The following is a 24133-nucleotide window of genomic DNA, read 5'->3' on the forward strand; positions in this document are numbered from 1 at the left end:
TACAGGGTTACTTCAGACACGGTGCTTGCTCCTCCAACAACTGACGAATGGCTGGTATCAGATCACTGGCCGCCAGCCCACGGCCGAATTTACCCTGTTGCGCACCGGCATTGGCGTGCAGCCAGACCGCCAGGCAGGCTGCGTCGAACGCCGCCATGCCCTGAGCCAGCAACGCGCCGACCAGCCCGGCCAACACATCGCCCAAACCGGCGGTGGCCATTGCCGGGTGCCCCTGATGGCACACGGCCAACCGCCCGTCGGGGCTGGCGATCAAACTGCCGGCGCCCTTGAGCACAACCACGGCTGTATATTTTTTGCTCAACGCGTGGGCTGCTGCAGGACGATCCGCCTGAACCTGCGCCGTGCTGATCCCCAACAAGCGTGCCGCCTCACCCGGATGCGGGGTGATGACGCAATCCCTGGGCAACACCACACGCGCCTCGGCCAGCAGGTTCAGCGCATCGGCGTCCCAGACTTGCGGTAACGGCGCGTTGGCGGCGGCGGACAACAAGCTGCGCCCCCAGCCAGCCTGCCCAAGTCCCGGGCCGACAACCAGCACGGAAACTTTTTGAAGCAAACCCATTAACTGATTGGCTGATGAGGCGCCCAAAACCATCGCTTCGGGGATTCTGGCCAGCGCGGCGGGTACATGTTCGCTGCGGGTCGCCACCGAAACCATGCCGGCGCCGCTGCGCAGTGCACTTTGCGCACTCAGCAGGATCGCGCCGCCGAAACCGCGATCACCACCGATCAGCAGCACATGGCCGAACTTGCCTTTATGGGAAGCCGGTGCGCGGGAGGCCAGACGCGGAAGATTGTTGGCTGACAAGCGACGGGCACTGATCGGTGCCCCCTCAAGCAACTGCGGGTCGGCGTGCAGATCATTGAAAACCAGCTCGCCCACCACGTCTGCCGCATCGCCCGTGAACAATCCCAGTTTCAAACCAATGAACGTGACCGTCAGGTCGGCTCGCACTGCATCCCCCAGAATGCGACCGGTATCCGCGCACAACCCGGATGGAATATCCACCGCCACCACCGGCAGCTCGACGGCATTGATCGCACCGATAGCGCTGCGGTATGGCTCGCGCACTTCGCCGGTCAAACCCGTGCCCAGCAAGGCGTCCAGTACAATGCCACGCAACTCGGACGCGACTGCCCAGTGTTCAATGAAGACTTTTTCAGATACAGCCTCGGCATGTGCCAATGCCGCATCGCCCTGCAAACGCTGCGGATCGCCCACCGCCAGCACCCGCACGGTCCATCCGGCACGTCGAGCCAGAACCGCCACCAGATAGCCGTCGCCAGCATTATTGCCATGGCCAGCCAATACGCTTAACTCGCTTGCTGCCGGCCATTGGCGGACCATTGCACGCCAGGTGGCCCGTGCCGCGCGCTGCATCAATTCGAAGCCCCTGGTGCCGGCCGCGATCAGGCTCGCATCGAGTGCTCGCACCTGGGCGGCGCTGTACAGCGCGTCGGGTATTTCATCTTTAGTGTGCGGCATGCGTCTTCGGGCTCCGATGTCTGGCAGAATTATACGCACCTCAGCTCCGGTTTCTCTCGCCTCATGCCCGCTATTACTACAGATCTGCCCGCCCTCGCCCAATCCATCAAGGATTGGGGTCGTGAGCTGGGCTTTCAGCAAGTCGGCATCAGTGGTCTCGACCTGGCCGAGCATGAGCAGCATCTGCAGCGCTGGCTCGAAGCCGGCTATCACGGCGAAATGGACTACATGGGTGCCCACGGCAGCAAACGTTCGCACCCGGAAGAACTGGTGCCGGGCACTTTGCGCGTGGTGTCGCTGCGCATGGACTACCTGGCCGGCGACACGCAAATGGCAAAAGTGCTGGCCCAACCGGAAAAAGCTTATGTCTCGCGTTATGCCTTGGGCCGCGATTACCACAAATTAATTCGCAAGCGCGTGCAACAACTGGCAGAAAAGATTCAAGCCGTCATCGGCCCCTTCGGCTACCGCGCCTTTGTCGACAGCGCCCCGGTGCTGGAAAAAGCCATCGCGGAGCAAGCCGGCCTCGGCTGGATCGGCAAAAACACCCTGGTCCTGAATCGCAAGGCCGGCAGTTACTTCTTCCTCGCGGAACTGTTCGTCGACTTGCCGCTGCCGGTGGACTCGCCCCACGCCACCGAACACTGCGGCCGCTGCACCGCGTGCCTCGACATCTGCCCGACCAATGCCTTCGTCGGCCCCTATGTGCTGGATGCCCGGCGCTGTATTTCCTACCTGACCATTGAACTCAAGGGTGCGATTGCCGAAGAACTGCGGCCGTTGATCGGCAACCGGGTGTTCGGTTGCGACGACTGCCAGATCGTTTGCCCGTGGAACCGCTTCGCCCGTCCGTCCGGGGAAAGCGACTTCAAGCCACGGCACAACCTGGACAACGCTGAACTGGCCGAATTGTTCATGTGGGACGAGGACAAGTTTCTCAGCAGCACCGAAGGCTCGCCGTTGCGGCGCGCCGGTTACGAAAGTTGGCTACGCAATCTGGCAGTGGGGCTGGGGAATGCGCCTTCAACGATTCCGGTGCTGGAAGCGTTGAAGGCGCGACGGGAGTATCCGTCGGAAATGGTCAGGGAGCATGTGGAGTGGGCGTTGCGTCAGCACCTCTCTCGCAGCGCTTAGCGTAAACAGAAACCTGCCGGGGCTGTGGCACATCAATCTCCTGCCCTATCCGACGCTTTAAGCACCCTTTTGTGTATGGCTGATCTTGTGAAGCGTCACAACTCGTGTGTCCCTGTTGGCATAGAAAAACAGACGCAGACCGTCATTGAGTCTGATTTCGGTATACCCCGTGAAGTTGATTCCGTTCTTAGTTTTATTTGGATCGAACGGGTCCATCACGCGGTACTTGGTGTTTATGCCGAGGTCCTTAGCGGCGTCTTCCGGCGACCAACCATGGTCCCTTATATTGTTTTTGAACTGGAAGAAACGAGTGAGAGACGACCCCTTCAACTTTTCAAACCCAGGAAGATTGCGCGGCGTCGTATATGTCCACCCTGTAGCAGTCGCCTTTGTGGCCTGGGTGGTTGACCCAGCCCTCTCGATCCCGGCGGATGATCCTGCCTTCGCTCTGCCGCTCATCCCGTTTTTCATCGCCCGTGCGGCCCGTGCGGGGTCACCACTCAACGGCGCCCTGAGCTTTCCAGCGACCTTGCTGGCCCCCTGAAGCGTAGCCCCGGCACCCGCTACAGCAGATGCCACACCCAGCCCCAGACTCACATAGCCAAGGATGTCACCCAACTCCGATTGCGGCGCTACTTCGTGTGCAACTGCACTCGCGATGCCCGTGATTCCCGAAGCCAACGCTAATGTCAGGCTGGCGATCGCCAGCGGTGTGGTGGCGCCAAAGGTCAGGATGCTTGCCGCGATGCTAACTATCGAAAGACCAATCCCCAAACCAGACTGCCAGGAAACGTGTCCGGTCGGATCAACCCGATTGATCGGGTCGCCGAGGCAGTAGGCGTAAGGATTCAGTCCTCCGGCACCAAACGGGCTCAGGTTGTCCGGACTGAGAAAGCGCATCAATGTCGGGCTGTAGGCTCGATACCCGTTGCCCAACAGGTACAGGCCGGTCAGCGGATCGAGTTGCTCACCATTGAACCCTGCCAGGCTGAACACCCCGCCCTCCGCAGGACGAAATCCGTAGGGACTGTAGGCAATTTCGCTACGCTGCGTATCCGATACGATGGTCAATACGCTTTGTTGCAGGTCTGTAACGACCTGCTGAACGCCAACGTCCGATCGCCGCTCACCCAGCAGCAGGCCGGACTGACGCCAACAGGTACGCAAGTCGCTGCCATTGATCTCATTGATGACGCGCCCTTCGTGATAGAAGCGCTGTGCAAGAGTGCCCGCCGGTCCAGACAGCTCAACCAGGCGATCGCGCGCGTCGTAGTGATAATCGCGGATCACAGCGCCTGTCGCGGTGGCGATTCGCGTTAACCGGCCAAGCGGGTCGTAGCTGAGCGAACGCGCAAGGTCATCCTTGACCATTTGGCCGTCGGCGTCATATTCCAGTGTGACGAGGGCGGGATAATCGGTGTGGGAATGGCGCACCTCGATCAGTTGGCTCGGATCAACAGCGCTATAGGTAAACGTCGCCAGGTTGTCGCCACCGGGAAACTCGGTGCGTACAGTGACAATGTTGTCCAGCGCATCGAACACATAGTGCTGACTGACGATCTCTTTGCCATAAGGATCGCGTGGTCGCTGCGATCCGTCACAGGTGTAGCCACTGAGCCGGCCGCGCTGATCGTAAGTGAAGTGCTCGTCGCGCAACACCGTTTCACCGCTGCTGAGCACCTTCTGCGCCAGCTTTCCATCCAGGGAGTAACTCAATGCCTGGGTTTGCGCGGCGATCCCGTCGATCACAAACGTGCGCGATGTTTCTCGCCCCAAATCGTCGTAAGTCAAACGAGTCTCCAGGGAGCGTCCGGTTTGCCTGTCCTGTGAATCTATGCGCTCCAACAAGCCCAATGCGCCATAGACCAAGTCTGCTTTGAGCGCCCCCTGCTCAAATGATACGGCTCTCCCCCAATCGTCGTAGCCGGTTTTGTGTTGATTGCCCAGCACATCGGTATAGGTCAGGGGTCGCCCGCCGAATGAGTAGGTATAAGAGGCCGTCTGGAGTTGGGCGCCGACAGTGATCTCATTCTTGAGTCGGCCGGAAGGGTAATACTCGAAACGGGTTTCACGCCCCTGCTCTATGCAGCTCGTAGGCTGTCCGTGCGACGGGCTGTAGGTGTAATTGGCGACTGAACCGGTCGCCTTGCGTTGCAGCAATCGCCCACCGAAATCGCGTGCGTAATCAAACTCGACTCGCTCACCACTGGCGCTTTTCTGCCACGTCGGCTGCCCGGAGCCTCCCTCGTAGCCGGCACTGCACGTGCGCCCACCGATGGTGCTTGCAGTCAAACGGCCCAGCCCATCGAACGTTTGCTGCCCAAGGCTTTGACCAGACATTTTCATCCGGGTGGGCAGCGTCTCGGGGCTGTGGATTGCGAACTCGGTTTCCACGACATGTCCGTCCGGCAACTCGCTTCGGCACAGTCTATTGAACACGTCGTAACCAAACGTCGTTCTGTTGCCAACCGCATCCGTCTGACTGACCGCTCGGCCCCATCCGTCATAACCATGAACGATCTTGCCCAGGCTTTGCTCTTTGCGGTCGAAAGCCTCGACAGTGTCCGGTTTTCCGAAATCATTGAAGCGGGTGATGGATTTGCCCATGCCCTCGAACCAATATGTCTCGGTACGTGTAACCGGATCGTAAGTGCGATGCTCTTTGCGCCCGTCAGGATGGATCGTGGTTTTGACCTGCCCCCAGTCATCGTACTCAAAAGTGGTTGTCATCGGCCGGGCGACCTCCTCCCACCAATCGGTGTGCGTTTGCTCTATCAGTCGTCCGAGACCGTCGTGGCGCGCGGCGAAGATAACGCGCGCATGGGCTATGGCTGCTTTGTCAGGGCTATCGCAATCCTGCTCTTCAATCCCGATGATGCGACCGAGTCCGTCGTAGGCAGTCGTTTGTAAAACGCCTGCCAGATCGGTTGAATGCATCGTCGCCGGCGCTTCGTGGCTGGCTGCCTGGTAAACCGTATGGCTCGTCGCTGCATTTGGCGTACCTGCCGATACGGTCGTGCTGAGGATCCGTCCAATGCTGTCGTATTTGAAACGGGTAACGCCATCGTCTTCGCTTCGTTCGGAGCGTTTCATTCCGTTCAGCGCGGAAAATGTCTGCAATGAAGTCGTGCTGGCACCATCAAATCCGACGGTGGTGATACCCAGCGTCAAAATATCCTGAGCAATGCTGTACTGATGTTCGGAACAAGTCTTGAGGCCGTTCATTTCAAGCGTGCGGTGACTCAAGAGTCCATGACGCGTCGAGTCTTGCGGCGTGTCGAAATAAGTCAGAATGCAGCTTGAACGCAACGTTTCACTCTTATCGGCCAGCTCATAAAGCTTTTCCTCAACAGGCAGGATCATGGAGCATTGCGAACCATTGAGGCCCTTGTGGAGCGCGTAGCGAAAACGCGTGACCGTCGTGCTGGCCGCAACATCGCTCGATGCCGGAATAACTGTCCGCTGTTTAACATAACGAATGAAACCTGAAGTGTCGGCTGGGCACCCATCCGCCCCTGTGACCGGATAAAACTCGGAAACAGTGGTCACACCGCTGGGCTCGACCTGCTTGATCAAATTACCGAAACTGTCGAACTCCGTAAGGGTGACTTCGTCGCGAGAATGACCAGTCTTCGAGTTCTTGTAACGTCGCGTCATCGCGCGCGGCAAGCGGAATTGCGGTGGCTGCCCGGCGATGCTCTTTCCGGGCTCCAGAGGGTATTCCATCAGATCTGACGTCACTGCATCAGCGCACGTTGTGATCTGGGACTGCAGTAGGTGAAATCTGTTGTAGGTCCGTAATGTCGAATGATGAATCTGACCGTCCAGCATCAGGTTTTCAGTCGATGTATAAACATAGTCGGAGGCGGCGGCATCCAGATTGTCACCCTCCTCGGACCAACTGAACTCGCCCCCAAAACCCAAAAAGTTGGCGTCCGAGAACGCATACTCAGTCAGGATGGCTGGCTGACCGTACTGCGGGTATACCTTATGCGAGCTGACGCAGGGCATCGAATGCATAGGCGCCAAGGGTGGAAGCAAATGCCCATCCTCGGTATAGCCGATGACCTCCCGCGCACCCCGCGGTGAATCGACTTGAGTGAGACAACCGAGACCACCAATGATTTCGTATTGCAGCGTCCATTCTTCGCCTGTCGGCAAGCGAATGGTTGAAATGCGTTCGTCTGTCAGAAACAAGGTAATGCGTGTTTCGGCTACTGTACCCGGGTACTGAGTGAGCGTGACCTGATTGTCACTGGCGGCAACTTTCAATAATAAACGTTGCTCGTCTCTCACCTCGCTCAGGACTGGCTGTTCGTTATAAGTGACATATCGGAGGAAGATACTTGCGCCGTTGGCTGCCATGATCTGCACGGGTATGGCACTGCCGCTTTCCTCATGAATTTTCAGGGTTTCCCGTGTCCCGTTTATATTGAGTAAATGAAAGTGATCGACATCGGGCCTGGTCACTTTTACAGTATTAAGTTTTTGCTCTGCGAATATCAAGCTCGACTCGAGTTCTGTTGCCTTATAGCGTTCCCCTGTTGACAACGTCATGATTTTGTTCAATGTGTCATAACGAGACAACGCGATTGACCACCCTGTTCCAAAACCGACATTAACCACATTCAACGGATTAAACTGAAGTACGACATCCAACGACAGCCCCATTGCGCTTACAGAGGTTATTTCTCCCAAAGATAATGAAAAGGTGTAAATCCCGGTTCTGGGGTCAACGCCCCCCTGGAGAAAACTGTTGAAATTAAATGCATTGGAGTACAAGGAATTCATTTGCTGAGCTTGCATTAAATTAACCCCGCTCCAAAATGAAGTCAGCCGGCCGCTTATCAAAATCCGGCCGTACTCGCAACTTATGCGCCGTCCCATACACGTCATAAGCGGTAAAATTGAAAGTCTCCTTTCTCACGTAAGTATCGGAAGAAAAAGACTCGCCCACGCCACGAACGATGGACAGTTCACCGTCTCTGTCATTAACCTTTACATAGTAAACTTCGTCGATTCGTTCACCCTTTTCGGGTGGAAGCACCAGGAAGACTTCCTTATCTTTCACCGCCGCCAGTTTACAACTCACATACCAGCGATAGTCATTGTCAATAAACCCGCCATAGGCCTCAAACACACTCCTGGTCAGCCTGTGATGATGACCATCGTCAGCTGCCGACCAGTCCACCAGCCTGAGTTGACGACCTCCTGGATACAAACCCAGATAGCAATGAAAAATTTCGTGGCTCCATCGGCCTTCGCTTCGCACCCGTTCCAACTTGAAATCTTCAATGGCGTACGTGACAGGCGCCTCAGCGACCAGCATGACACTGCTGTCGTGTTTGTCGCCCACCGTTGTGTTATTGGTCCGAATTATTCTGTCGTTCAAAATAACCGCCGCACCTATGTGCACCGTATCCACCACCGATGAAGAGACCCAATACTCAAGCACCGTAATGTCAGGTTCGACACTTTCCAGCGGTGCTGGGGCTGCATCTGAACCCGACATCGCGTACCAAAACTGATTAGGTCGATCGCTGACTTGCCAATTTCCCTGCAACACCTCGCCCGTACGGTAATTGATGAGCCGAACGGTGTGGTAAATCGAGGGAGTCAAGGGCACCGACTTTCCGTCTTTGTCTTTACCCCTGAGCGTAACCAATATTCGGACCTGCATATTTCCATTGGCGTACAGACTCTTTGATTGCGTCGATGACGGCGCATCAAAACTTACATTGAAACGTGTGAAACCTGTTACTTCGGCTACAGAACTCATGCGACTCACTCTACTATTGATTACAGTCACAGCCTCGAACATTGCCTCCAATGTTGCGCGACCTGCCTGACTGAACAAATAACAAGAATCAGAAGCCCATCCCATTCAAAAAAACATTCAAAATATGTATAACGCAAAACAATTTAATTCTCGACATACCACTCACGCATAATTGCCCAACCGAAAACGACTCAATCATCATCTCCAGCGCTCTCCACTCCGCTGTCCTCCGCTTCGGACTCTGTGTCTTCAGCCTGTTCAGCGCCAAACTCATCATCCACTTGAATCAGTAATTTTCTGTCGGCACCGGCATTTTCCATATAGTCGGCAACCTGCTGCTTACTCAAATCACTCAAAGGATTATTTCGAAAGTTGTAGTTTGCATCGCGCGTATCAGAAACTTCGAACAACTCATCAGGCAGCATTGTTATTTCATTGAACGTCAGGTCGACGAAAGCCAGGCTCTCAAGTGAGAACATTCCGTAAGGGACCGTGGTCAACCCCGTATTCTTCAAGTAGAGACTGTCCAATTGCTTCATGTAGCCAACATGGGGCGCCCATTCCAGTGGGTTGTTTTCCAGATCCAGAAGCGTCAAGCCTTCAATGTGCGCCAAACCTTCGACAGTGGCTTCGGTGAGCCGGATATCACAATCATCGAGCGTCAACGAAACAAGCTCGCGCATCTGATAAAGCTCGACGGGAAAAGCCTCAAGGGCCAAGCCAGACAATGTCAGGTACCGAACTCCCGGGAAGCTGGCGAAAAATGCATGGCCTCCCGTTCGGGAGGAACTGCTCAGCGACAACTCTCGAACATGACTGAAATCGGCCGACAATTCGGGTAGTACACCCAGAAAGTCCAATTCAAACTCAAGCGTCGTGATGTAACGGGTCGCCGTGTCCAGCAATGCCTGCATGAAACCCTGTCTGTGCTGACGTTGAATGGCAATTTCAGCATCTGTCAGTAGCGCTCCGGTGCCAGGATGAATGGACGGCACATCAGCACTCCACACCTCCAGCTCATTGACCAGCGTAATGTGTTCGTTTTCCAGCCTGGCAACAGCCAGCAGTGGGTCCCCGGTCAATCGCTCACTACGCAAGGCCGCCATCTGCTCTTCAGAAAGCGTTGGATACAGGGCTCGAAGCCGTTGTTCGATGGATTGCGTCTGCGCGGGATCGAGATCCCCGCCACCCAACAAGTAACCAGAACGCCCCACGGCAAGCCCCATGGGCGATCGGACGGCAGGCCCCAGCGCTGGCTGCTTGAACAATGCGCGCACCAGAGCACGATCCAGCAGTGGTTGTCGTCTGAGCATTTGTTTCAGTTCGGCCCACTGCCCCACATGGGGCAACCCCAACGAAAGACGTTGCGTGTCGGGAAGCGCGTGCATCACCGCGCCATACAGCGTGTCGAACCCATGTAATTGCTCACCGACATTATCGTGTGCCTGGTAGCGCCCGCCCTGCCTGACCAGCACTTTACGCAGCGGAGCTTCAGGGCGACCGATGCTGTCCAGCAACGCCCCATCAAAACGTTTATCACGCATCTCGATGCGGACATCGGCGGACCACCCGTTCAATGTTTCGAGCATGTGCAGCGCCAGCCGGTCGCTGTCCAGGCTGCTGACAGAATCCAGGTAAAGTCCTTCGCAAGCCCGGCTGAGTCGCACCTCTCGCAAATAGAAAAGCGCTTCGTGCGCCATTCGTTGAGTTATTCCAGGATGATTGCGCATGTGCAGGCGATCAGTTGCACTGGCATTACGCGACAGCTCTTGAGCGATCGTTTTCGGCAGATCGGGGAAGATCCGCCGTAGTTGCTGCGTGTCTGCGTCAGCGTGCTGTTCGAAGGCGTCTTCGCGCGCCTGGAACAAGGCGCCACGATGCTCCTCGGCCCAATCGGCCATCCTCGAACGCAACCGCGCTTTTCGCACGTCGATCGCCGGTAATGAATCACCAAACGCCGTACTTTCACCCAGCAGTTTTTTCAGCGTCGCCTCGTCCAGTGACTCAACGATCCCTTGAATTCCATTGGCGTTGCGCAGGCTCTCAGGTACACGGACACCTTGCGCTTGCAGCAGTTGTGCCTGCATCTGTGGATCAGCTTTGGTGTACACCGCCGGATCCGGACTTTGCAGTTGCGCACGGAATACTTTGATTTGCTCATCAAGCCCGAAGCGCCGAATGCTTTCTTCAAGCAAGGCCGGTGGGCGCCGGACGTGGACGTGCATGTCACGCAGCACGGCTTCATCGACGCCGCTGACGTCCAGGATGCGCCGGGCGGTGACGTCAGAGAACTCAGCGACTGAATGACCCAAACGACGAAACAACTGTGCGCCTTGCCATTCCATCGGACGCTCGACTTCATGCGCCCAGGCCCCGGCGCCGTTGTGAGTCAGTCGTGGCCGGTAGGCGTTCGCCCGCTGCGGGTGACGGACGCGCCAGGCACTTTCGCCCGGCTCGGTGCGAACCTCGTACAGGCTGCCCTCAAGCGGCAGGAACATCGCTGCGCCGTGGTGATGCAAACCCAGTTCGTCCGGCATCGAATCGGCAGGCAACGAGGCAGCGTGCTCATAAGGCGTCAGATCAGGGTTCCACAGGCGCGTGCGTCCATCTTCCAGCACGACGGGCTTGAGACTGTCGACAAAGGTCGAGGGCTTGATAGCCAGCACTCTCCCGGCCACTGCACCGCCCAGCGCGAATGCGCCCAGTTGCGCGAGATTTTCAGCGATCGCCATCAAGTGATCAGCCGCCTCGACCACCTGACCTTCGGTCCAATCCAGAATGCCGGTACAGGTCTCGTCCAACAGTTGGTATGCGGTGTACGCCAACATCAATTCGCCCAGAAACGGCACAAAGGGGACCGCCACCAGGGCCGCGACCTGCAATACGATCGAGGCGACCTTTTCCAGGCTGTCCCAGGTTTCCCAGCGAGAGTTGCGGTCGGTGTCTGCGCAAGGCACGGCAATGGCGCGGGCATCATTGAGAATCTTGTTGAGCTTGTCCTGGTACAACCCTGTCCATGGATCACCCTGTACCCGGCGCGAACTCCACTTCATTACGGTAGAAGGATCATTGAGCGCGGCAAAAAAATAGCCTCGCCGTTCATGAGCGACGAACCGGGCAAAAAAACGCTGGTAGTGCGCAGAACGCAACCGCTGTGCCAAATCTGCCCTGAAAGCAGCCGTCGACGGGTACTCTTTGAGCGGATGCTGCGGATCATCGGGGATGTACACGAGCACCGGTTCCACTCTGGTAGCACGGTCCAGATCACCGGCCAGCAGCATGATCCCGGTCAGCTTCGCCTCCATGACCTGCAATTGGTAGCACTGCAAAACCCGGGCACCCAGGGCAGGCCTGGCGCCGCCATCGAGCAGATGCAACAAGGACGCGTGAGAGTGCAGGCCGATATCCCCTTTCATGCGGGCCAGGAGTATCGCAGCCCTGAACGCGTCTTTCTGGCTGGTCTTTACATTGAGTTCCAGTACTGCCCTGGCCAGAGCATCCTTGGGCAATAACAACGTTTCCAGTTGCTGGTTGTACTGGCCGCCGATGTCCAGTTCACGACACATCGAAACAAAAGCGCTGACACTCATGCGTTGATTAATAGCGAGCACATCAAACTGCCCGGACATGCTGGGCTCGCTGATAAAACAGGAAGCTGAATCAAAGTAGCGGATGCCTGCTTCCTTTGCCTCAAAGTTGCGCAACGCTGCATCCAGCAAGGAAACGGTCCTGACTTGATAGCCCACTAAAATGCCGGTCGGCAGATAGAGCCTCAAGTAGGTGCGGGTGACATCCACTTCAATGGCGAAGCGTTCTTTCAGTGCCTGTCGAAGCAGAGGTTCAGCAAACTGACGGACATTTGCCAGCGACTCGAACAGCCGATCAACCTTGTTTTGCGATACCCAACTGGCCTTGATGGCTAGCGCCAGCGCCGCGTGAGAAGCCGCCGAGGCGGTCTTGTACCATTGAGGAATCGCCACCGGGGTGCGCTTCAACGCCTGGCGCCTGTCTGGCGAAGCGCGAGTCAGCCAGTCGGGAATTCTTTCTTCAATGAATTGTTGGTGAGGGTTGTAAGGGCGTTGCTGTGCGGAAGTTTCAAACATACGGGTAGCCTATAAGCCGACGTAAAACCGTAGCTTATTGAACTGCCCACTCACAAAAGGCTACATAGTTACCGCACTCACCCTTGCACAGCGTGCTCACGTTTCACTGAAACTTACTGTTCGTCGTTATAAACGAACTTGGGCATTTCCCAGTGAAAACGTATCGCCAGCAAGCGCAGCAAAAAGCCGCCAAACAACGTGATCAGAATCGCCTGCTCTCCCGGCAAGTTCAGGTAAAGACAGAACATGTAGCACCACGCCGCCGCGAAAGAGACGCTGGCGTACAGTTCGCGACGGAAGATCAGCGGGATGTCGTTGCAGAAAATGTCCCGCAGGATGCCGCCGAAAACCCCGGTGATCACGCCACTGACCGAGGCCACCAGCATGCCGTGGCCCATTTCCAGGGCGGTCATGCAGCCGATCAGGGTGAACGCCACCAGCCCCACGGCATCGAGCACCAGAAACAGCGAGCGCAGGTGGCGCATCCAGCGGGCGGCAAACACGGTGAACATCGCCGCGATGGACGTCAGCACCAGGTATTCCGGGTGCTTGACCCAGGTCAGCGGGTAGTGGCCGAGCAGCACGTCACGTACCGAACCGCCACCCAGCGCCGTGACGCAGGCGATCAGGACCACGCCAAACCAATCCATGCCACGACGCCCCGCGGACAATGCACCAGTCATGGCTTCGGCGGTGATGGCGATCAGGTAGAGCATCAGCAACATGGTGGCGGTCCTTGCAAAAAGGCGCGCAGTCTACGCACTTCGCCGAGGCATCAAAAGAGGGCGCACGAAAGCAATGAGGCGAGGGAGCTTGCTCCCGCTGGAGTGCGAAGCGCTCCCTTGCATTCTTCCGGTCAGAGCGCATTTGCCGTCCTTACGACTGCTACGCAGCCGAGCGGGAGCAAGCTCCCTCGCCACAATAGCCCCGCGCCAGCCAACGGATCAAAACTTGATGAAATGCTTGCGATAGTGCTGCAGCTCGGCGATCGATTCGCGGATGTCGTCCAGCGCCAGGTGGGTGCTGCCCTTCTTGAAGCTGTCGCGAACGTCCGGCGCCCAGCGTGCGGCCAACTCCTTGAGCGTGGACACGTCGAGGTTGCGGTAATGGAAATAGCTTTCCAGGGATTTCATGTGCGTATAAAGGAAGCGACGGTCCTGGCAGATGCTGTTGCCACAGATCGGCGACTTGCCCTTCGGTACCCACTTCTCCAGGAACGCAATGGTCTCGGCTTCGGCTTCGGCCATGCTGATGCGGCTGTCGCGCACGCGCTGGGTCAGGCCGGAATTGCCGTGGGTGCGGGTATTCCATTCGTCCATGCGGGCGAGGACTTCGTCGCTGTGGTGGATGGCGATCACCGGGCCTTCGGCCAAGGTGTTCAGATCACTGTCAGTGACGATGGTGGCCATTTCGATGATGACGTCGTTTTCCGGATCCAGACCGGTCATTTCCAGGTCGATCCAGATCAGGTTCTGCGAATTTTGCATGTGTCGGCTCCTAGGCAATGCTGCGCAGTTTAGCCTAGGCCGGTGGCCGGGCGTGCTAAACTCGCGGCCGTTTTACCTAATCGCTGCATTCTTTATACGGAACACCCATGGCCAAACGCCAACTCAATCGTCGTCAAAACTGGCGCATCGAAAAGATTCAGGGCGAGCGCGCTGCCCGCGCCGCCAAACGCGAGTCCTCGGCTGTCGAGGCACTTGAGGGTGGCGACCTGGGTCCGGAACAGCACGGCCTGGTGATCGCGCACTTCGGTGTGCAGGTCGAGGTCGAGGCCTGCGAAGGTGCATTGGCCGGCCAAGTGTTCCGCTGCCACCTGCGGGCCAACCTGCCTGCCTTGGTGACCGGTGACCAGGTTGTCTGGCGCGCTGGCAACCAGGGCATCGGCGTAATCGTGGCGCAACTGCCGCGCAACACCGAACTGTGCCGCCCGGACAGCCGTGGCCAGCTCAAGCCGGTAGCCGCCAACGTCGACATGATCGTCATCGTTTTTGCACCGCTTCCCGAGCCCCACGCCAACCTGATCGACCGTTATCTTGTCGCTGCCGAACATGCGGGCATCAAGCCGCTGTTACTGCTGAACAAGTTCGACCTGATCGACGAAAACAACGCGCCGGCGCTGAACGCCCTGCTCGCGGTTTACCGCACGCTGGGTTACCCGGTGCTGGAAGTCTCGGCGCACCACGGCAACGGCATGGAACAGTTGCAGAAACAGCTGGACGGTCGCATCAGCGTGTTCGTCGGCCAGTCCGGTGTCGGCAAGTCGTCGCTGGTCAACAGCCTGTTGCCGGAAGTCGAGACCCGCGTCGGTCCGTTGTCCGAGCTGTCCGGCCAGGGCACTCACACCACCACCACCGCGCGGTTGTTCCACTTCCCTGGCGGCGGCGAGTTGATCGACTCACCAGGCATCCGCGAGTTCGGCCTGGGACACGTCAGCCGTGCCGATGTCGAGGCCGGCTTCATCGAGTTCAACGATTTGCTCGGCACCTGTCGCTTCCGCGACTGCAAGCACGACCGTGAACCCGGTTGCGCATTGCTCAAGGCTCTCGAAGACGGCCGCGTGCAACAGCAACGAATGAACAGCTACCGCTCGATCATCGCCAGTTTGCCGGAAAACGGCTACTAAACAGGCACCTGCCCCGCCCTGATCCAACGGGGCGGCGGGCTGCCGGTTCTACTGTTTAAATCACCCGCCAACTTAAACGTCAGACATTTCTGTAAGGCGTCTGCACGCATCCCTGTAGGGCATTTCTCTTTCGCGATCGGCACCTTGTGGCGGCCAGCCAATGACCTAAGTTCAAACCCTCTTCGCACTCCTGCGACATCGAGGGACAGCCATTGCAAACCTATCATTTGTTCATCAGCCCTCCGTGGGTCTACCTGTACGCCCCTGCCCACCGCGTCGCCATTTGCCAGCGCACGGCGGTGTAACCATGCGCAAAGGACTGTTCATTGGCATCAACGATTACACCCATGTCTCGCGCCTGAGCGGTTGTTGCAACGACGCCATGGCCATGGCGTCTGTGCTGAAGACCGACGCCAATGGCGACCCGAACTTCAAGAACATCGTGTTGACCTGTGCCGAGGATTACCTGAGTCGAAAGAAACTCGAGGATCAGATCCGCGAGTTGTTTTCCGGGGACTGCAACGTCGCACTGCTGTACTTCGCCGGTCACGGCACTTTCGACGCCGATACCGACGAAGGCATGCTGATCCCGCAGGATTACAGGAACGCCAATGACGGGATTCGCCTCAGCGATGTTCTTAATTGGGCAACCAAAGCCACCCGGATCAAAAACAAGGTGATCATTCTCGACTGCTGCCAGAGCGGCTCGGCAGGCGAACTGCGCGCCTTGCGCAGTGAAGGCAGCGTAGTGGGCGAAGGCATGACCATTCTTACTGCGTGCAAAAAGGAAGAGCCGGCGATGGAAGGCGCCCAACACGGCGTATTCACCGGGCTATTGCTCCAGGCTCTGCACGGCGGCGCCGCCAACATCCTCGGCAAGATCACTCCCGGCAGCCTCTATTCGTTTGTCGACAACGCCCTCGATGCCTGGGAACAGCGGCCGGTGTTCAAGACCAACGTGTCGCAGTTCATTTCCCTGCGCGAGGTTTCACCGCTGATCGCCAAGGAAATCCTGCGCAAACTGCCCGAGTGGTTTGCCGAAGCGGAATCGGTATACCCCCTCGCCCCCAGCTTCGAGCCCAGCGAACCCGAGTTCAATCCGGAACACGGCGAGGTCTTCTCTCAACTGCAAAAGTGCAATCGTCACAGCCTGATCGAACCGGTTGATGCCGAACATATGTATTACGCCGCCATTCACTCCACCGGCTGCCGCCTCACCGCCCTCGGTGCCTATTACCGCGAACTCGCAATCAAGGGACATTTCTGATGCCAGTGTTTATCAGCTACCGCCACATGGATCGCGCCTACGCGGTCAACATCAATACCCGCCTGATGCAGGCCAACATCAAGACCTATCTCGATGTGCTGGACGCCGAATCCCAGACCACCGACGACATCACCGGTGTGATCACGCGCAACATCAGTGAATGCACGCACCTGCTGGCGGTGGTGTCGGAAAAAACCGCACTGTCCTGGTGGGTACCGTTCGAAATCGGCGAGGCGACCATCACCAACCGACGCATCTGCTCATTCAAGACCGGCCCAACGGAACTGCCGCTGTACCTCGATAAATGGCCGAAACTGACCAGCGACAGAGACATCGAGTTCTTCATTGATGCCTATCGAAACGAATCGACCATCAAGCGATCGATGTCACTGGAGTCGGTTAACGGCAGCGAGGCGGTGCGCAGCGTCAACAAAACCAACGCCGATCGATTTCACACGGATCTCAAATCCAGGATCATTCGCGGTTTCTGAAGGATCAGGTCGACTGTCAGTCCGACATCGCTGGCAAGCCAGCTCCCACAGGAATCGTGCCCACACGGAGAATGCAGCGGCCTGATAAACGCCGAAAAAAAACCGACATCACTGTCGGTTTTTTTGGGATCACTGCTTCGCTGGCTCAGCCGGCTTCGGCGCCGGGTCATCAAACAGATTCAAACGCTCGCGCAGTTCGTGGGCCGGCAGCGGTTCCTTGTCTGCCGGCAGCGCATTCGGGTCGACCGGTGCAGCCGGGGTGGCGCCTGGCGCTGCAGAACCTTGCGGTGCATCAGGAGCAGGTTCCGCGCCTTGCGAACCTTCAATGGCGCGCTGGGCTTTCTTGGTCAGCACCACAATGTCGATGCGACGGTTGACCGGGTTGAACGGATGTTCACGGTCGAACAAGGCAGACGAGGCATAACCCACCACCCGCGCCACCTGCCCGTCCGGATAACTGCCCGCCACCAGCGCACGGCGGGCGGCGTTGGCACGGTTGGCCGACAGTTCCCAGTTACCGAAATCGCCCTGGCCGCTATACGGTTTGGCATCGGTGTGGCCGCTGATGCTGATCTTGTTCGGCACCGCTTTGATGGTGTCGGCCATGGCCAGCAGGATGTCTTCGAAATACGGTTTCAGACGCGCAGAACCCGAGTCGAACATCGGCCGGTTTTCGGCATCGACGATCTGGATACGCAAGCCGTCCGGGGTGATCTCGAACATGATCTGGTCTTTGAATTTCTGCAGCTGCGGGTTCTCTTCAACCTTGTTTTGCAGTTCTTGCAGCAACAACTCGAGACGTTCCTTCTCGACCATTTCGGCCATGCCTTCGACCTGTTCGGCGTCGACGGTCACCTTGTCCGGTTGCGGCTGGGACTTCACCTCGGGGTTGAGGGTGTTTTCCGGCGCCAGGGTCGGCGTACCGCCAAGGTCGATGATGTACGGCGTGCCGCTTTCGGAAAAGCCGATCGGGTCCTTGAAGTAACCGGCGATGGCGATCTTCTGTTCCGGCGTTGCCGTCGACAGCAGCCACAGCACCAGGAAGAACGCCATCATCGCCGTGGCGAAGTCGGCGAAAGCGATCTTCCACGCCCCGCCGTGATGCCCGCCGGCGATGCGCTTGACGCGCTTGATGATTATCGGCTGGTTATTTTCCATGACTTAGCGACCGCGAACCGCTTGTTCCAGCTCGGCGAAGCTTGGACGGTGCGCCGGGTACAGAACCTTGCGCCCGAACTCGACGGCCAGCGATGGCGGCATGCCGGAAGCCGAAGCCACCAGGGAAGCCTTGATGGCTTCGTAGACGTTCAGCTCTTCCTTGGCATCGTGGGCCAGGGAATGGGCCAACGGGCCGAAGAAACCGTAGGCAGCGAGAATACCGAAGAAGGTACCGACCAGCGCCGCACCCACGTGCAGGCCGATGGACTTCTGATCGCCCTCACCCAGGGACGCCATGGTCACCACGATCCCCAATACCGCCGCGACGATACCGAAACCGGGCATGGCGTCGGCGATGCCGTTCACCGCATGGGACGGGTGCTCAAGGTCTTCCTTGAGGCTGTAGAGTTCCATGTCGAACAGGCCTTCCAGCTCATGGGGAGCCATGTTTCCGGAAGACATGATGCGCAGGTAATCGCAGATGAACGCGGTCATGCGCTCGTCTTTCAGGACCGTCGGGTACTTGGCGAAGATCGGGCTCGCGGCCGCATCTTCGATATCGCCTTCAATGGCCATCATGCCTTCACGACGGCTCTTGTTGAGGATCTCGTAAATCAGGCCAAGCACTTCAAGATAAAAACCGTGGCTGAAACGCGAACCGAACATGCTCAGGGACTTCTTGAGCACATGCATGGTCATGTAGCCGGGGTTGGCCTGCAAAAATGCGCCGAGGGCCGCACCACCGATGATCATCACCTCGAAAGGCTGGATCAGGGCGGCAATTTTGCCGTGGGAGAGCACGTATCCGCCGAGCACGCTCGCGAATACGACGATGATGCCGATTATTTTAGCCATAGGTAGGAGAGCACTTACTGAGTCGGGTTCAAGGTCATATTCGGAAGTTAAAAAATCTCTTCTTCTACTTATCGGCAAAACTGCGCCAGACTATAGCCAGTTCAGGCGAAAAGCCAATTTGACCCATTCCGGGCGCAGGTAACGCAGACGATGATCGCCTCCAGACATGGTTAACGAAACGAACGTCCCGACTCCCAAACCAACCACGCTCCAAGGCTGGGTCAAGCTTCTGGATGGCGTCCGCCTGCCGGTTCCGCAGGCCAGTCACGACCGCGTCTGCCGGGCGATCCGCGACAGTCGCAGCTCGCTGCGCGACATCGCCGATTTGATGCAGGACAGTCCGGCTTTGGCCTTGAGCGTGATTCGCGAAGCCAACCGCCACACCCACGGCAGCATGACCGAGCCGGCAGAAAACCTTGAGGTAGCGATCAACCGCCTCGGTTTGAAACGCACCGAAGAATTGCTGGAACGCTTGCCTGCCGCGCCCATGGGCGAGATTCCCAAGGCACTGCGTCAGCTACAAATGATCAGCCAGCACGCGACGCAACAAGCCAACGGTTTTTTCGCCAGCCGCCTCGCACGCCTGTGGCAGGACATTCATTGGGGCAGCCTGCTGTTTCTGTCACCGCTGTGGCCCCTGGCATTGACGCATCCGCAGTTGCTCGAAGAATGGGAGCTGCGGGTCATCCATAAAGGCGAGTCGGCGTGTAAAGTCGAAAAGCAGTTGTTTGGCGCGCGCCTGCTGGAAATCGGCCTGGCCCTGGTGGAGGCCTGGCACCTGCCGATCTGGGTGCAGCAAGGCTATAAACTGTTGCTCACCGAACAGCGGGAACTGGTCAAAGTCCTGCGCATTGCCCGCGACAGCGAGCATCCTTTGCGCCAGCAAAATCGCCTGGATGACGATCCGACGCTGCGCCGCTGGCTGAACCAGCCCGCCAACACGGTGCTGCTGGCCAACGGGCTGGCGCTGTCGGCGCAACAGGCCTGGGACAGTCCGCACAGCGAGCGCTGGCAGTACCTGACCAGCCTTTACCTGCAAATGCCCATGGACGAGGTGCAACAACAATTGCACCAGCAGGCCGCCAACAGCGCCCGCCATCACGCCATGCCCGACCTTTGGCACCCTGCCGTTGCATTGCTCTGGCCATGGGGCACGAATCGAGTACATGCCGGTCTGTTGCCAGCCCCGGCGCCGACCGCCGAAGACCTGGCAAAGTGGCGTCGTCAATGTGCCGAATTGCTGATCGAGCCGAGCCGCTTCACCAACGCCATGCACTTGACCACCTCGGCCCGCGACGCCCTGGTCGCGTGCGGCATGCGCCGGGTAATGATCCTGATGGCAGATCGAGCCCATGCCAACCTGCGAGTGCACCAGAGCGCCGGTTTACCGAAAGAAGTGGCCGGCATGAATTTCGCGGTCAGCCAGAGCACAGTGCTGCAACGGCTGCTCGCGCAACAGGCGCAGGTGCGTTTGACGCCAGCCAACAACGCACAGTTTTCCGCCCTGCTGCCCAACAGCCTGCGCTCACAATTCAGCGGTGAGCATCTGTTGCTGCGCTCACTGGTCAATAACGGCCGCGTGATCATGATTGTCGTGGCGGATCAGGGTGGCGGCGCCTTTTCGGAAATAACCGTACAAGCCTTCGGCAAAACCGCGCAGTGCATCGAGAAAGCCCTGCACAGCTTTAGCCACCGCGGCCAGTAAGGCTGCGTTACAATCTTCCCTTTTTGTGCCCTGGAGACCTCACATGTCTGACTTCTCTGGCTTGCCGCTGGTGATCGAGCCGAGCGACTTGCTCCCTCGCCTCGATGCCCGCGAACTGATCCTGGTGGACCTGACCAGCAGCGCCCGCTACACCGCAGGGCATATTCCCGGCGCTCGTTTTGTCGACCCCAAGCGCACGCAACTCGGTCAGGCGCCTGCGCCGGGACTGATGCCGCCGCAGGCTGCACTCGAGACGTTGTTTGGTGAGCTGGGACACAACCCCGACGCAGTCTACGTAGTGTACGACGACGAAGGCGGCGGTTGGGCCGGGCGCTTTATCTGGCTGCTGGATGTCATCGGCCACCGCAAGTACCACTATATAGACGGCGGCCTGACAGCCTGGCTGGCAGAAGGCTTGCCGATGTCGATCCAGATCCCGCCAGCCGTGGGTGGTCCGGTTTCACTGACCTTGCATGACGAACCCACCGCTACCCGCGAGTACCTGCAAAGCCGTCTCGGCGCCGCCGACCTGGCGATCTGGGATGCCCGCGGACCGCTGGAATACTCCGGCGAGAAAGTGCTCGCGGCGAAGGCCGGTCATATTCCCGGCGCGATCAATTTCGAATGGACGGCGGGCATGGATCAGGCGCGCCAACTGCGCATTCGCACCGACATGCCGCAGATCCTTGAAAAACTCGGCATCACGCCGGACAAGGAAATCATTACCCACTGCCAGACCCACCACCGGTCCGGCTTCACTTATCTGGTGGCCAAGTCCCTCGGTTATCCGCGGGTCAAAGGCTACGCCGGTTCCTGGGGCGAGTGGGGCAATCACCCTGACACGCCTGTCGAGCTTTAAGGTTTTTAAGGACACCCAATGAAAGAACGTTTGTTTATCCTCAGCCAGTACCTGCTGCCCCACCACTTGCTTTCGCGACTGGCGGGCTGCGTCGCCGAATGCCGGGTGCGCTGGTTCAAGAATGCCTTTACCGCCTGGTTTGCCAAGCGCTATCAGGTGGACATGTCCCAGGCATTGGTCGAAGACCTGACGGCCTATGAGCACTTCAACGACTTCTTCACCCGCGCCTTGAAAGACGGCGCACGTCCGCTGGACGAAACACCGGGCGCGATCCTCAGCCCGGCCGACGGTGCGATCAGCCAACTCGGCCCGATCGAACACGGTCGCGTGTTCCAGGCCAAGGGCCACAGTTTCAGCGTGCTGGAATTGCTGGGGGGTGATGCTGCCAATGCTGCGCCTTTCATGGGCGGTGATTTTGCGACCATTTATCTGTCGCCGAAAGACTACCACCGTGTGCACATGCCGCTGGCCGGCACCCTGCGCGAAATGGTCTACATCCCGGGCCGGCTGTTCTCGGTGAACCAGTCCACCGCTGAAAACGTGCCGGAACTGTTCGCCCGCAACGAGCGAGTCGCGTGCATTTTCGACACCGAGCGCGGGCCAATGGCCGTGGTATTGGTGGGGGCGATGATCGTCGCGTCGATCGAAACCGTTTGGGCCGGCCTGGTCACACCGCCGAAGCGCGAACTGAAAACCTTCCGTTACGACGAAGCCGCCCGTGCGCCGATTCATCTGGAAAAAGGTGCGGAACTGGGCCGCTTCAAGCTGGGTTCGACCGCTGTCGTACTGTTCGGGCCGGATCAGGTGAAGTGGACGGAAGACATGGTCGCCGGCGCCCCGGTACAGATGGGCCAGGGCATGGGCCTGCCGAAGGCTTAAAGACCACGCTGTACCTTGTGGGAGCGGGCTTGCCCGCGATTGCGGACTGACCGTCAACCGTGATGTTGATGGTTGGTCAGTCATCGCTGGCAAGCCAGCTCCCACATTGATTTCCAGCGTATCAGAGCTGTCCGTCGCGATCGCGGAAGCCCAGCAAGTACAGCACGCCATCCAGCCCCAGGGTGGAAATCGCCTGCTTGGCCGATTGCTTGACCAGCGGCTTGGCACGGAACGCCACGCCCAACCCGGCAATCGCCAGCATCGGCAAGTCATTGGCGCCGTCGCCGACTGCAATGGTCTGCTCCAGACGCAAACCTTCCTTGTGTGCCAGTTCTTTGAGCAGATCCGCTTTGCGCTGCGCGTCGACAATCGGCTCGATCGCCACGCCAGTCACCTTGCCGTCGACCACTTCCAGTTCGTTGGCGAACACGTAATCGATACCGAGCTTGGCCTGCAATTGCTTGGCGAAGTAGGTGAAACCGCCCGACAGAATCGCAGTCTTGTAACCCAGGCGCTTGAGTTCGGCGAACAGGGTTTCAGCGCCTTCGGTCAAGCGCAACGAAGCGCCGATAGAATCCAGTACGCCGACATCCAGGCCTTTGAGCAAGGCCAGACGCTCCTTGAAGCTGGCACGGAAATCCAGTTCGCCGGCCATCGCCCGCTCGGTAATTTCCGAAACCTTGTCACCCACACCGGCGGCCTTGGCCAATTCGTCGATCACTTCGGCTTCGATCAGCGTCGAGTCCATGTCGAACACCGCCAGACGACGGTTGCGACGGAACAGCGAATCCTCCTGGAACGCGATGTCGACGTTCAGCTCCTGGGCGACGCTGAGGAATTCGGCACGCAACGCCTGCGGATCGGCCGCCTCGCCGCGTACGGAAAACTCGATGCAACCCTTGCCTTTATCAGCCGGAGTATCCAGCGGCATGCGCCCGGACAGGCGATCGATGTGATCGATGTTCAAACCGTACTTGGCGGTGATCGAACTCACGGCCTGCAGTTGTCCGGCAGTCACCTTGCGGGTCAACAACGTGACGATGTGGCGCTTTTTGCCCTGGTTGCCGACCCACTGCTGGTAATCCTCTTCGGACACCGGCGTGAAACGCACCTGTTGATCAAGCTCATAGCCCTTGAACAGGATGTCCTTGAGCACGGATTTACCTTGCTCGGTATCGGGAATTTCAACCAGGATGCCGAACGACAAGGTGTCGTGGATCACCGCCTGACCGATGTCGAGAATGTTCACACCACCCTGGGCCAGAACGCCGGTAATGGCCGCAGTCAGACCCGGACGGTCGACTCCCGTGATGTTTATCAGGACGATTTCGCGCAAGGCGCACCCCCGCAGGTGGAAAAAAACCGCATTCTACCCACTTTCAGTGACCATCGGGCACCGTGAGCGCTTTGACGGTCTAGGGCCTGTCGCTATACTGCGCGTCAACTTCACGGACAAAAGAGCCGAGCTCAAGTGAACCGGCCCACGCCAGTTAAAACCGATAACTTCTTCCTGCTGATCTTCCGGGCACTGCGTCACCGCCGTGTACCGATTGCATTGCGCATTGCCAGCCATAACGTGATCCTGGTCGCTCTGGCCCTGGTGATCTACGCCTGCGTGATGGGTTTGCAGTTCAAGCAGGCCATGCATGAGCAGGCGGATGCCCTGGGCGAAAGCCTGACCACGCAGACGGCCACCTCGGCCACCGAGCTGCTGGTGTCCAACGACATCCTCAGCCTCAACGTGCTGCTCAACAACCTGACCAAGAACAA

Annotated in this window: 16 protein-coding genes and 1 pseudogene; 8 read left to right on the top strand and 9 right to left on the bottom strand. The window is 58.3% G+C overall.

Translation table 11 applies throughout. The features are described 5' to 3' along the window. Nucleotides 1–7 precede the first annotated feature (7 nt). Nucleotides 8–1507: an NAD(P)H-hydrate dehydratase gene (locus D8V06_RS06455; RefSeq protein ID WP_130930645.1), complete on the bottom strand. Its 1500-nt coding sequence runs from the start codon at nt 1505–1507 to the stop codon at nt 8–10. Nucleotides 1508–1570: 63 nt separating this feature from the next. On the opposite strand from D8V06_RS06455, the gene queG reads away from it, so the two are divergent. Next, nucleotides 1571–2641 (top strand): tRNA epoxyqueuosine(34) reductase QueG, encoded by a 1071-nt coding sequence (gene queG / locus D8V06_RS06460; RefSeq protein WP_056852369.1) that lies wholly within the window; start codon nt 1571–1573, stop codon nt 2639–2641. 57 nt (nt 2642–2698) lie between these two features. On the opposite strand, the gene D8V06_RS06465 is transcribed toward queG, so the two are convergent. The 5 genes from D8V06_RS06465 to orn all read right to left on the bottom strand — a co-directional run bounded on the left by D8V06_RS06465 (nt 2699) and on the right by orn (nt 14010). After that, on the bottom strand, nt 2699–7447 hold the full coding sequence (locus D8V06_RS06465; protein ID WP_130930646.1) for an RHS repeat-associated core domain-containing protein: 4749 nt from the start codon (nt 7445–7447) through the stop codon (nt 2699–2701). 4 nt (nt 7448–7451) lie between these two features. After that, nucleotides 7452–8420, bottom strand: a complete 969-nt coding sequence (locus D8V06_RS06470) for a hypothetical protein (protein ID WP_130903965.1) — start codon at nt 8418–8420, stop codon at nt 7452–7454. A 191-nt stretch (nt 8421–8611) separates the two neighbouring features. Further along, nucleotides 8612–12523: a DUF6543 domain-containing protein gene (locus D8V06_RS06475; protein WP_130930647.1), complete on the bottom strand. Its 3912-nt coding sequence runs from the start codon at nt 12521–12523 to the stop codon at nt 8612–8614. Nucleotides 12524–12636: 113 nt separating this feature from the next. Continuing rightward, on the bottom strand, nt 12637–13248 hold the full coding sequence (locus D8V06_RS06480; protein WP_056852365.1) for a trimeric intracellular cation channel family protein: 612 nt from the start codon (nt 13246–13248) through the stop codon (nt 12637–12639). 219 nt (nt 13249–13467) lie between these two features. After that, a complete protein-coding gene (gene orn / locus D8V06_RS06485; protein WP_056852364.1) occupies nt 13468–14010 on the bottom strand; it encodes an oligoribonuclease in 543 nt (180 codons plus the stop codon). A 107-nt stretch (nt 14011–14117) separates the two neighbouring features. Between orn and rsgA the strand changes: the two genes are divergently transcribed. The 3 genes from rsgA to D8V06_RS06500 all read left to right on the top strand — a co-directional run bounded on the left by rsgA (nt 14118) and on the right by D8V06_RS06500 (nt 16907). After that, the gene (gene rsgA, locus D8V06_RS06490) at nt 14118–15149 is read left to right on the top strand and encodes a small ribosomal subunit biogenesis GTPase RsgA (protein ID WP_056852363.1); all 1032 of its coding nucleotides are present in this window, start codon (nt 14118–14120) and stop codon (nt 15147–15149) included. A 307-nt stretch (nt 15150–15456) separates the two neighbouring features. Continuing rightward, nucleotides 15457–16416: a caspase family protein gene (locus D8V06_RS06495; protein ID WP_130930648.1), complete on the top strand. Its 960-nt coding sequence runs from the start codon at nt 15457–15459 to the stop codon at nt 16414–16416. Further along, on the top strand, nt 16416–16907 hold the full coding sequence (locus tag D8V06_RS06500; protein WP_056852360.1) for a toll/interleukin-1 receptor domain-containing protein: 492 nt from the start codon (nt 16416–16418) through the stop codon (nt 16905–16907). The genes D8V06_RS06495 and D8V06_RS06500 overlap by 1 nt, the downstream gene beginning before the upstream one ends. Nucleotides 16908–17036: 129 nt before the next feature. Here D8V06_RS06500 and motB read toward each other — a convergent pair whose 3' ends face one another. Then, a complete protein-coding gene (motB, locus tag D8V06_RS06505) occupies nt 17037–18065 on the bottom strand; it encodes a flagellar motor protein MotB (protein ID WP_056852359.1) in 1029 nt (342 codons plus the stop codon). A gap of 3 nt (nt 18066–18068) precedes the next feature. Beyond that, nucleotides 18069–18920, bottom strand: coding sequence for a flagellar motor stator protein MotA (gene motA, locus D8V06_RS06510; protein ID WP_056852358.1), 852 nt, complete (start codon nt 18918–18920; stop codon nt 18069–18071). A gap of 166 nt (nt 18921–19086) precedes the next feature. On the opposite strand from motA, the gene D8V06_RS06515 reads away from it, so the two are divergent. The 3 genes from D8V06_RS06515 to asd are packed head-to-tail and all read left to right on the top strand — an operon-like array spanning nt 19087 to nt 22363. Next, nucleotides 19087–20625, top strand: coding sequence for an HDOD domain-containing protein (locus tag D8V06_RS06515; protein WP_056852357.1), 1539 nt, complete (start codon nt 19087–19089; stop codon nt 20623–20625). Nucleotides 20626–20668: 43 nt separating this feature from the next. Beyond that, entirely contained in the window at nt 20669–21484 is an 816-nt protein-coding gene (locus tag D8V06_RS06520) for a rhodanese-like domain-containing protein (RefSeq protein ID WP_056852356.1), read from the top strand. 18 nt (nt 21485–21502) lie between these two features. Beyond that, a complete protein-coding gene (gene asd, locus D8V06_RS06525; protein WP_056852355.1) occupies nt 21503–22363 on the top strand; it encodes an archaetidylserine decarboxylase in 861 nt (286 codons plus the stop codon). 121 nt (nt 22364–22484) lie between these two features. On the opposite strand, the gene serB is transcribed toward asd, so the two are convergent. Further along, nucleotides 22485–23699, bottom strand: coding sequence for a phosphoserine phosphatase SerB (gene serB / locus D8V06_RS06530; RefSeq protein WP_034148725.1), 1215 nt, complete (start codon nt 23697–23699; stop codon nt 22485–22487). 135 nt (nt 23700–23834) lie between these two features. On the opposite strand from serB, the pseudogene D8V06_RS06535 reads away from it, so the two are divergent. Then, nucleotides 23835–24133: pseudogene (locus tag D8V06_RS06535) on the top strand (histidine kinase); the annotation flags it as partial.

Origin of the sequence: Pseudomonas sp. Sample_24, assembly GCF_004307605.1 — a bacterium.
Classification (GTDB): domain Bacteria; phylum Pseudomonadota; class Gammaproteobacteria; order Pseudomonadales; family Pseudomonadaceae; genus Aquipseudomonas.